Origin of the sequence: Sphingobacterium sp. UBA2610 (assembly GCF_002339225.1) — a bacterium.
GTDB lineage: Bacteria > Bacteroidota > Bacteroidia > Sphingobacteriales > Sphingobacteriaceae > Sphingobacterium > Sphingobacterium multivorum.
Genome location: NZ_DDKA01000013.1, coordinates 131,261 through 142,268 on the forward strand (window position 1 = coordinate 131,261; position 11,008 = coordinate 142,268).

Consider the following 11,008-nt stretch of genomic DNA (forward strand, 5'->3'; position numbering starts at 1 on the left):
TTAAGTTTTGACTTTCTCGTTATAAGGATTTTCCTTAGTTTTGACTATCTTGAAAGGTTGAATGCACCGGCGGCTTATTACGGACAAACTAAATTAGAGCCGGACATGATGTATTCAAATATTCCCCGATTGAGAATCAGACACATAAAATAGTGCTATTCGTTCTATCCAGTTCGATTATAGCATTGATATTTGGTATTTAATAATTACTTTTTACAGATGAAACAATATTTAGATTTACTCAGACATGTATATACGAATGGTGTTGTAAAGACAGATCGTACGGGCACAGGTACCAAAAGTGTCTTTGGATATCAGATGCGTTTCAACCTTCAGGAAGGTTTCCCTTTGGTAACGACGAAGAAATTACACCTGCGATCCATTATCCATGAATTGATCTGGTTTCTTAAAGGTGAAACCAATATTCAGTATCTCAAAGAAAATGGCGTAAGCATTTGGGACGAGTGGGCTGACGAACAAGGAAATTTGGGCCCTGTATACGGATCACAATGGCGCTCCTGGCCAACACCCGATGGCCGTCATATCGATCAGATCACACAGGTTATCAACCAGCTAAAAAATTCACCGGATTCACGCCGTATTATTGTATCGGCATGGAATGTTGCCGAAATAGAGCATATGGCATTACCTCCTTGTCATGCCTTTTTTCAGTTTTATGTCGCTCCGGCACAACCTGAAAAAGGTATCTTAAAGCCGCAATTGTCCTGTCAACTCTATCAACGTAGTGCCGATATATTCTTGGGCGTTCCTTTCAACATTGCCTCTTATGCTTTATTGACGATGATGGTCGCACAGGTTTGCGACATGGAAGCCGCAGAGTTTATCCACACCCTTGGCGATGCACATATCTACAGTAATCACTTCGAGCAAACGGAGCTCCAATTGAGCCGCGAGCCAAAAGCGCTACCCCAGATGAAAATAAACCCTGAAGTAAAAGATATCTTTGATTTTAAGTTTGAAGATTTTGAATTGTTAAACTACGAATCCCATCCACATATCAAAGCTCCGGTGGCCGTTTAACAAGAAAGGTACCTGATTTTGTAATATATTTTAGCGAACGAATAATCACCTTATATCAAAAATGAGCAACCCAACGATCACATTAATCGTAGCTGCGTCGGAAAACAATGCCATCGGAATCGACAATCAGATGCCTTGGCATTTACCCAACGACTTTAAATATTTTAAGAGAAATACCGTTGAGCACTCTGTCCTAATGGGCAGAAAGACTTTTGAGGCCATAGGCAAAGCATTACCAGACAGAAGGAATATTGTCATTACACGTAATGCGAATTTCCAGGGAGAAGACATTGATGTTGCCAACAGCATCCAAGAGGCACTCTTGTATTGCCGGGATGAACGTGAGGTATTCATCATTGGTGGCGCAAACATTTATCAGCAAGCGTTACCCTTGGCAAATAAGGTACTTCTGACACGCGTGCACAAAACTATCAAAGGTGACGCCTTCTTTCCTGAATTGCCGTCAGAAGAATGGGAATTAGTTGCCTCAGATTCGCATCAGGCCGATGACAAACATGCATTTGCTTATACCTTTGAAGTTTATACGCGAAAATAATTCCATGTTTACGAATAGCAAAACGCGATAGGATCATGGAGCTTTTTGCTTCATGATCCTATCACCATTAAAAGCGATAGAAGAGCTTACAGGCGCGACACTTTGATCTAAAGCACATGCAAAAATACCTCACCCTAATTTTTACTCTATTCATGTCAGATCTATACGCTCAGAAGATAGATACTGTTTACCTGGAAAAATTACTCCAAAGTCATCCCGATCTATTTCAAAACATATTAAGTCATCCGACGAAAAATGAAGTACAAATTCTGTATACACAGATTGATCGTGACAAATCCAATAAGCCACATTTCAGGTCCTATAGCTATCGACTGAATCCGAACTGGTATTTTTATCCCGCAAGTACAGTGAAGTTGCCGACAGCAATTCTGGCTTTGGAAAAAATCAATGACCTGCATATTGACGGTCTCAGCAAAGATACCCCACTACGCATCGATTCTGCTTTTGAAAAGCAGACTAAGGTTCTTGTGGATGAATCCGCCGCCAATGGCCTTCCATCTGTTGCTCAATATGTTAAAAAGATCTTATTAACCAGCGACAACGATGCCCAAAACAGGCTTTTCGAATTTATTGGCCGTGGAGAACTGAATGCGAAACTAAAAAAATACGGCACTAATTACAGCCGCATTGTCAACCGTCTTGCTATTGGCGACAAAGGCATATGGGCCAAACATACTAACCCCGTCACCTTTTATAAGGGGAAGGATATTATCTATAAACAAGAAGCACAGTTCGATCCCAAGGATTATACCATCAAGCTGTCCAATACGCTTCAGGGGAAAGGTTACATGAACGATAAAGATGAACTTGTTCATGAACCCTGGAGTTTTGAAGGATTAAATGTATACGCTTTGCAAGATCAACAGCTGATATTGAAGAAGCTGTTATTTCCCGAAGCATTTCAGCCTCAAGAAAGATTCAATCTGAAAAAAGATGATTACGCGCTCCTCTATGATTATATGTCGCGCTACCCCTTTGAATCGGATTTTCCAAAATATGATCCAGCAGAATTCTGGCCAACGTATAGCAAGCTCCTTTTTTATGGCCGTGAAAAAAATGCGATCTTAAATCCCAACATCCGGATCTTCAACAAGTATGGAGATTCTTACGGCTATAATATTGATAATGCCTATATCGTCGACTTTGAACATGGCGTGGAATTTATGCTCGCCGTTGTTGTGCAGTCCAATGAAAATGGCATCTACAACGATGGACGCTACGAATATGAAACAGTAACCTATCCTTTTTTAAAAAATATCGGTCAGGTAATTTATCAGGAGGAGCTGAAAAGGGTTAAAAAGTTTAAACCCGATCTATCGAAATTTGATTTCAGAAAATAAAACACAAAAAAGGCTTTCAGGAAATTGAAAGCCTTTTTTGTGCAGCATCGTGGCATATTTTTATCCCCCTTGGCCGAAGGCTGCTTATGCGAATGATCAGCGGGCTGTGGCCGGGAAATGCAGTGTATCATCATCGTAATGCATGCTTATCCGCGCTCCAGCCATATAGTCCCTGCCTCAAGTCTTACTGAGATAGGACAAAACTACTTCGATTGTAAAGCTGTTTCGATCAACTCCCCGTAAAAATCCCCCTCCTTCATTCCAAAAGCCCGTACCTGCTGCGGAATAAAGCTTTGTGGAGTCTGCCCCGGAATGGTATTAATTTCGATAAAATAAAATTTATCGGTATCCTTTTCCAAAAAGAAGTCCACCCGAACCATACCCTTACAGTTCAATCTCACATAAATTTCCCTTAAAATACGTGCAGCGCGCTCCTGCTCTTCCGTAGTCAGGTCTGCTGGTGTAATCTCTTCGGTCAATCCAGGTACATACTTGGCTTCATAATCAAAAAATTCACGTGTAGTACGAACTTCGGTAGCCGGCAAAACAACGAGTTCGCCTTTTGAATTCCTAAAAATTCCCTCGGAAAATTCGCGTCCAGTCACAAATTCTTCAACAATAACCTGTTTCCCGGTATTCTCTGCATCAAAAGCTTTATCAATCGCTTCCTGCAGTTGTGCCGATTCCTTTACTTTGGTCATTCCGATACTACTTCCACCGGCATTAGGTTTCACAAAATACGGCAGCGAAAGATTGCTTTCGACGATTTTAACCGCTTCCGGGCGTTGCGATTCAAACAATAAGACCGATTTTGCCAAATGCAATTCCGGGATATCCGATAAAATCGCTTTTGTATACCCTTTATTCATAGTCAATGCCGAAGTCAAGGCATCACATGAGGTATATGGAATATCTAATAAATCAAAATAGCTCTGAAGTCTTCCATCTTCTCCGGGCACACCATGCACCATAATAAATGCTAAGTCAAAGCTTAAGATATCTCCGTTCAATGGAAGTGTAAAATCTGCTTTTGAAATCGGATGCCGCTTACCGTCCAAATCTTCATAGTACCATGCTTCTTTGGTCACTGTAATCAAATATATATCGTATTTGTCGTGATCAAGTTGAGAATTGACAAAGGCAGAACTTTTAAAAGAAACTTCAGCTTCTCCTGTATAACCTCCAGTTATTAATGCTATTTTTGCTTTCATAAATTTTAGCGATTCGAATAGCAAATATAATTTGCTATACACGGAAAAACGAATAATTTTGTGAGGAATAATTTTATTTAATCATTCTGCAAACTTGGCTTTAATATTGCGGTTCTATGCAGAATTAATTTTTATCAAAACAGAGAAATGTCCAAAGTCGTACAATATCTTCAGACCCCCACTTTTAGGAAAAATCTTATTGCCGCTTTTATCGCGATAGTATGTCTATTCCTTTTCGTTTATGTTGGACTGAAAATATATACCAAACATGATGAATCTATAGCCGTTCCTAAAGTGAAAGGCCTTCATATCAGTGCTGCCATCCAGGCGCTGGAAGACGCGGGGCTGGAATATCAAATTGACTCCGTCTACCAGATGGACGCCAAACCAGGAATGGTCATCGAGCAGGATCCCGAACAAGGATTTCATGTAAAATCGGGGCGGACTATTTATTTGACCATTATCACACAAGTTGCACCTGAAGTTGCCTTTCCGAATATAAAGGATAAAACATTGATCGAAGCAACGGCTATTTTGAAAAACCATAACCTTAGAATCGGAGACACTTCTTATGTCGCCGATATCGCTAGGGACATCGTATTGGATGCTCAATTTGCTGGACAATCAATCCGTAACGGGCGCATGATTCCTAAGGGTTCACGTATAGATCTAGTTTTGGGAAATGGACTCGGTGCTAATGAAGTGGAAATACCCAACTTAATTGGTCTTCCATTAAACGAAGCGAAGTTTGCCCTATCTGGAGCTGGTCTAGGCCTAGGCACAGTGACTTATGATCCCAATGTAACGGATACAGCCACCGCAGTAATCAGTGTACAATCACCAGGAATAGAAAAAGGCTTAACCAGCTTAGGGGCTAAAATAGACATAACGCTCTCATTGACGGCACCAACAACAACTACAGGTGCTCCAGCTGGAGGTACGCCAACTCCTAAACCACAGGCAAACCAAACACAGGTTACTCCGCCAGCAGCAAAAGCTCCGGTTCAGTCTAAGCCCGTTGCTCCAGCGAAAAGTACCACAACAAATACGCCAGCAGCTAAATCGACAACAACAAATCCAACTGCAGGGCAGAAAAAAGAAAAAGAAAGTAAAGGGAATAGTCTTGGCTTTTAAGTGTATTGACTTAAAAATGAAGCTGCATGGCATAATCTCCATTATGATGGATTAGCGTTTGTTGCAGATTCAGGAATTGTATAAAATATAAAGATGAAACCGATCCATATCTGGGCGATTTCATCAACCATTGACCGCTAAAGGCTGTATGAATGCCCTTAATAGCGAACAACAAATGAATAAAAAATTTTAGCATGGAAAATAAAAAAGGAATACCAAGTTGGTTAAAAATCATTGCCCTGATCGTTATCGTTGTCGGAGGTTATTTTGCTTGGACATTTTATAAAGCATTTTATGCTTCCAATGTATCGGGAGAGAAAAAATACCTGTACATACACGAGGGTGAAAAATATGAAGATGTATTGAAATCAATCAAGGATTCAAATCTTGTGGATGACATCGCTTCCTTTGAGCGTGCCGCACAATATAAAAAATATGAGCAAAGTGTAAAACCCGGACGTTATCTGTTAACCCCTGGTATGAACAATAGACGCTTAGTTGGCAATTTGATTGGTGGCTACCAAGAACCTGTAAAATTCAGATTTTCCAATGTGCGACTGAAAGAGAATATGGCCGCACTCCTTGGTAAAAGTTTTGAGGCAGATTCTGCAGAATTTATCGCGGTACTAAATGATGAGGCTACAGCACAGAAATATGGATTTACAAAAGAAAATCTGATTGCTATATTTATCCCCAATACCTACGAAATTTATTGGAACACCAATCCCGAAAAAGTAATTGCTCGTTTTGATGATGAATGGAAAAAGTTTTGGAATGCAGATCGCACGGCAAAAGCAAAAGCACTTAACCTGACACCGCAACAAGTCAGTACATTGGCTTCTATTGTCAAAGGTGAAGCCTTACACCAGGATGAAATGCCCATGATCGCCGGATTATATTTAAACCGCCTCAAAAAAGGCATGTTATTGCAAGCTGATCCTACCGTGATCTTTGCCAACAACGACTTTACCATTAGAAGGGTATTGAATAAGCACCTTAGAACAGACAATCCTTACAATACTTACATCTATAGGGGCTTGCCTCCAGGTCCTATTTCAATTCCAAGTATTGCTGCAATTGATGCGGTCTTAAACTTTAAGCAACATGATTATATTTACATGTGTGCTAAAGATGATTTTTCGGGCTATCATAATTTTGCAAAAACAGAGGCTGAGCATTTGATCAATGCACGTAAATTTCAACAGGCATTGGACGCCAGAAATATTAAAAAATAATGTTTGTATTTGACCATCAGATTCGTGTCCGCTATGCAGAAACAGACCAAATGGGGTATGTTTATTATGGAAATTATGCTGCATTTTACGAAATAGCGCGGACTGAAATGCTGCGGAGCACGGGGATATCGTATAAGGAGCTGGAAGAAATGGGGGTCATGCTCCCCGTTACGGAGATGAAAACAAAATACCTAAAACCGGGCAAATACGATGATTTGATCACGATACGGGTAAGAATCCGCCAGAAACCTGCCGTCCGTATTATTTTTGAATATGAACTGTTCAATGAAAGCGGAGAACTACTCAACCAGGGCGAGACAACTTTGGTCTTTGTCAACATGGAAAAAAATAGACCTTGTATGCCGCCACAGGTTTTCTTGGATAAGATGAGTAACTATTTTAATTGATATGGGGAAAATCCACCAATGGCTATTAAATATTGAACCTTATTTTAGATTAATCGAATGGAGTAAACGTGTCGTACTACCTGGCTTTGGCTCGCTACCACTCTATACTGTGGCCGTATTTTTCTTTCAGGAGCTATCGAGAGATTCCATTGTCAGCAAGGCTTCTTCCCTTTCCTATAGCTTTTTATTGGCCATTTTTCCGGGTATCATTTTTTTATTTACATTGATCCCTTATATTCCGATCAATAATTTTCAGGAACAGTTGCTGGACTTTCTGGCCGTGGTTATTCCCAAAAATGCTTTTCTGGTTGTTGAAACGACTTTGGAGGATATTATTAAAAACCAAAATGGTGGATTACTTTCTTTCGGTTTTTTATTTGCGGCCTATTTTGCAACCAATGGTATGGCCTCTCTGATGAATGCCTTCAATAAGGCTTCCCTCATGACGGAAAGAAGGCCATGGGTCAGAAAACGTTTGCTTGCCTTAGCCTTGGCTTTCCTAATTATTTTTGCGTTAACAGTTGGGATGACAATATTTACCCTAGCTGGCATTACCATAGACTACCTCAAGGAAACAACAGGTATAAAGTCGAGCTTCTGGGCCATTCTACTTAAAGTAGCCCGATGGTTGATAATATTTGCTATTTACTTTTTCACGGTAAGCTGTATTTACAAATTTGGTCCTTCCAACTCCAATAAATGGAAACTCTTCAGTCCCGGAGCTTCTATGGCTACCATTTTAGCAATATTGACGTTTTCCATATTTACCTTTTATATCAATCATTTTGGTGCATATAACAAACTCTATGGATCCATTGGGACACTGATCGTCATTATGCTCTGGATTTACCTGAATACGCTTATTTTATTATTGGGCTATGAGCTTAATGCAGCAATAGCGCTGTCTAAACAAACCATTGTTATTGCCAAACCACGCATTTTCAACTCTTTTAAGAGAGACGAATAGGTGTATAAAATTATTTAAAGCTTCATTTACCCCGTCAGGTTGGCAACAAATGAACGGTAGAAGACGCTAAACGAGCGTTCGAACAGGCAGCTTTACACGTCTAAAGCAAAAGGCCTGTATAACTGAAAGTCTTTCAATAAAATAAGAAAAATAAAATTTTGCATTTAAAGTTTTTTTGTACCTTTGCAACTCCTACAAAGTAGGAAAAAGGAGAAAATTAATTAATGGCAAAAAAACAAGAAGCAGAAAAAGAATTAGCAGCGAAAAACGCAGAGCTACAAGGTGCTGACACTAAAGTAGTGAAAGACACTGAAAAAATTGAATCAGAAGCTGATTCAAACTTAATCGACGAAATCAAATCAAACACTTGGATCACACCAGAAGGTGAATTTGACTGGGATGCAAATGATAAAGGTTTCGGAAATTATAGCGAAGCTGAACGCGCTAAACTTGAAGCACAATACGCAGATACTTTCAACCAAGTTAACCAAGGTGAAATTATTGAAGGTACTGTAGTTTCTATCAACAACAAAGACGTAGTCTTAAATGTTGGTTTCAAATCTGACGGTTTAGTTTCTTTATCAGAATTCCGTGACTTACCAGAATTACAAGTTGGTGACAAAGTTGACGTATTCGTTGAATCTCAAGAAGATGCTAACGGTCAATTAGTACTTTCTCGCAAACGTGCTAAAACTCAAAAATCTTGGGAAGCTATCAATGAGGCATTGGAAAATGATGCAATCATTACTGGTTTCGTTAAGAGCCGTACTAAAGGTGGTCTTATCGTTGATATCAAAGGTGTTGAGGCATTCTTACCTGGATCTCAAATCGATATCAAACCTATCCGTGACTACGATGTATACGTAGGTAAAACAATGGAATTCAAAGTTGTGAAAATCAACCACGAATTCAAAAACGTTGTCGTATCACACAAAGTATTAATTGAAAACGATTTAGAAAACCAAAAATCTGAAATCGTTGCTAAATTAGAAAAAGGTCAAGTATTAGAAGGAACAGTTAAAAATATCACTGATTTCGGTGTGTTCATCGATTTAGGTGGTGTTGACGGTTTATTGCATATCACAGACATCTCTTGGGGTCGTATCGAGCATCCAAAAGAAGTTTTATCGTTAGATCAAACAATCAACGTTGTTGTATTAGACTTTGATGACGAGAAAAAACGTATCGCTTTAGGCTTGAAACAATTATCTGAGCATCCTTGGGAATCTTTAGATACTGCATTAGAAGTTGGTTCTAAAGTTAAAGGTAAAATCGTAACAGTTGCTGATTACGGTGCTTTCTTAGAAATCATCCCTGGTGTTGAAGGTTTGATCCACGTTTCTGAAATGTCTTGGTCACAAAACTTACGTTCTCCACAAGAGTTCTTGAAAGTTGGTGATGAGATCGAAGCGCAAATCTTAACGTTAGATCGCGATGAGCGTAAAATGAGCTTAGGTATCAAACAATTGACTCCAGATCCTTGGAAAAATATCACTGAGCGTTACCCTGTAGGTTCTAAACAAACAGCTGTTGTTAAAAACATGACTAACTTCGGTGTATTTGTTGAATTGGAAGAAGGTATCGATGGTTTGATCCACATCTCTGATTTATCTTGGTCTAAAAAAATCAACCACCCTAACGAATTCACTAAAGTTGGTGAAACATTAGACGTAGTTGTTTTAGAATTGGATGAAGAAAACCGTAAATTATCTTTAGGTCACAAACAATTGGAAGAAAACCCTTGGGATACTTTCGAAACGATCTTTACTGAAGGTTCTATCCACGAAGGTACTGTGATCAAAGTTGGTGACAAAGGTGATATCGTAGCTTTACAATATGGTGTTGAAGGTTTCTGTCCTTCTAAACACTCTGTTAAAGAAGACGGTTCTTCATTGAAAGTTGATGAAGTTACTTCATTCAAAATCATCGAGTTCAACAAAGAGAACAAACGTTTGGTAATTTCTCACTCTCGTATCTGGGAAGAAGAGAAAGAAGAAGCTCGCAAAGAAGAGTCTAACAGCCGTAAAAAAGACGCTAAAGCTGAGTCTTCAGCTGTGAAAAAAGTAAAAGATTCTGTTGAGAAATCTACTTTAGGCGACTTAGACGTATTAGCTCAATTGAAAGAGCAAATGGAAAATGATAAAAACGCTAAGTAATTAGCAATTTCAATCCATAAAAAGCGGCTGTTCCAAAAGAACAGCCGCTTTGCTTTTATAGGGATGCTTTTGTAATTTTGTAGCAATAAACTTTATTGTTATGTCATTCAAATCAGCCTTAATCAACCCCACCGAACTTCTGGAATCATTGGGACAGCATACAGACATTGTCCTCCTTGATTGCACCATCGACAAAGTTGGCCAATCCATCAAGGACGCCAAGTTCGAAGTACTACCGCATTCTCAATTTTTTGACATCGAAGGGAAACTTTCGGATTCTACTTCTAAATTACCACATACCCTTGTATCGGCAGAAGTATTCGAACGGGAAATGCAACGCCTAGGAATCAATCAGGATAGTACCGTCGTGTTATATGACAGATGGGGTGTTTATTCAAGCCCAAGGGCATGGTGGATGTTTAAGGTCATGGGTTTTGAGCAGGTATTTATTTTAAATGGTGGCGTCCCCGCTTGGAAAAAAAGTAAATTACCGCTCGTAGACCAGTATGCAGCTGCTGTAAAGCCTGGAAACTTTAAAGCCCAATTTCAAGCAAACCATTATGCTGACAAAGAATATATCTTAACACATTATCGGGATCCTCAAGTGAATATTTTTGACGCCAGAAGTAAAGGTCGATTTAGTAGTTTTGTTGCTGAACCTCGAAAAGGCCTTCATGGTGGGCATATCCCTCATTCCAAAAACCTCCCTTTCGAAGAATTACTTGATGGAATCGTTTATAAACCCCTTGGTGAACTGAAACAGCAATTTGATCATCATAATGCTACCGGAAATGAATATGTATTCTCCTGTGGATCGGGTATCACGGCCTCAATCTTAGCATTTGCTTCTCATCTTGTTGGTCACGAGCAAATCCGCGTATACGATGGCTCTTGGTCAGAATGGGGTCGCGAAGAGCTCAATCTACCCATCGAAAAATAG

General features: G+C 39.5%; 10 protein-coding genes. 9 read left to right on the forward strand and 1 reads right to left on the reverse strand.

From position 1 onward, the window contains the following. Positions 1 to 219 precede the first annotated feature (219 nt). The 3 genes from B4Z47_RS09450 (at position 220) to B4Z47_RS09460 (ending at position 2,958) form a co-directional block, all read left to right on the forward strand. The gene (locus B4Z47_RS09450; RefSeq protein WP_070565019.1) at positions 220 to 1,041 is read left to right on the forward strand and encodes a thymidylate synthase; all 822 of its coding nucleotides are present in this window, start codon (positions 220 to 222) and stop codon (positions 1,039 to 1,041) included. Between the two features lie 61 nt (positions 1,042 to 1,102). Beyond that, positions 1,103 to 1,597 (forward strand): dihydrofolate reductase, encoded by a 495-nt coding sequence (locus tag B4Z47_RS09455; protein WP_159332761.1) that lies wholly within the window; start codon positions 1,103 to 1,105, stop codon positions 1,595 to 1,597. 152 nt (positions 1,598 to 1,749) lie between these two features. Next, positions 1,750 to 2,958 (forward strand): serine hydrolase, encoded by a 1,209-nt coding sequence (locus B4Z47_RS09460; RefSeq protein ID WP_236560121.1) that lies wholly within the window; start codon positions 1,750 to 1,752, stop codon positions 2,956 to 2,958. A gap of 203 nt (positions 2,959 to 3,161) precedes the next feature. On the opposite strand, the gene B4Z47_RS09465 is transcribed toward B4Z47_RS09460, so the two are convergent. Next, entirely contained in the window at positions 3,162 to 4,169 is a 1,008-nt protein-coding gene (locus B4Z47_RS09465) for a D-alanine--D-alanine ligase family protein (RefSeq protein WP_159332759.1), read from the reverse strand. 147 nt (positions 4,170 to 4,316) lie between these two features. Between B4Z47_RS09465 and B4Z47_RS09470 the strand changes: the two genes are divergently transcribed. From B4Z47_RS09470 to B4Z47_RS09495, 6 genes are all read left to right on the forward strand, one after another. After that, entirely contained in the window at positions 4,317 to 5,303 is a 987-nt protein-coding gene (locus B4Z47_RS09470) for a PASTA domain-containing protein (protein ID WP_070565008.1), read from the forward strand. A gap of 194 nt (positions 5,304 to 5,497) precedes the next feature. Then, positions 5,498 to 6,538: an endolytic transglycosylase MltG gene (gene mltG / locus B4Z47_RS09475; RefSeq protein ID WP_070565002.1), complete on the forward strand. Its 1,041-nt coding sequence runs from the start codon at positions 5,498 to 5,500 to the stop codon at positions 6,536 to 6,538. Continuing rightward, a complete protein-coding gene (locus tag B4Z47_RS09480; RefSeq protein ID WP_159332758.1) occupies positions 6,538 to 6,945 on the forward strand; it encodes an acyl-CoA thioesterase in 408 nt (135 codons plus the stop codon). The genes mltG and B4Z47_RS09480 overlap by 1 nt, the downstream gene beginning before the upstream one ends. Before the next feature lies 1 nt (position 6,946). Further along, complete coding sequence (locus B4Z47_RS09485) at positions 6,947 to 7,912, forward strand: YihY/virulence factor BrkB family protein (protein WP_070564997.1); 966 nt, start codon at positions 6,947 to 6,949, stop codon at positions 7,910 to 7,912. A 224-nt stretch (positions 7,913 to 8,136) separates the two neighbouring features. After that, the gene (rpsA, locus tag B4Z47_RS09490; protein WP_070564994.1) at positions 8,137 to 10,068 is read left to right on the forward strand and encodes a 30S ribosomal protein S1; all 1,932 of its coding nucleotides are present in this window, start codon (positions 8,137 to 8,139) and stop codon (positions 10,066 to 10,068) included. Between the two features lie 100 nt (positions 10,069 to 10,168). Further along, a complete protein-coding gene (locus tag B4Z47_RS09495; protein WP_070564991.1) occupies positions 10,169 to 11,008 on the forward strand; it encodes a sulfurtransferase in 840 nt (279 codons plus the stop codon).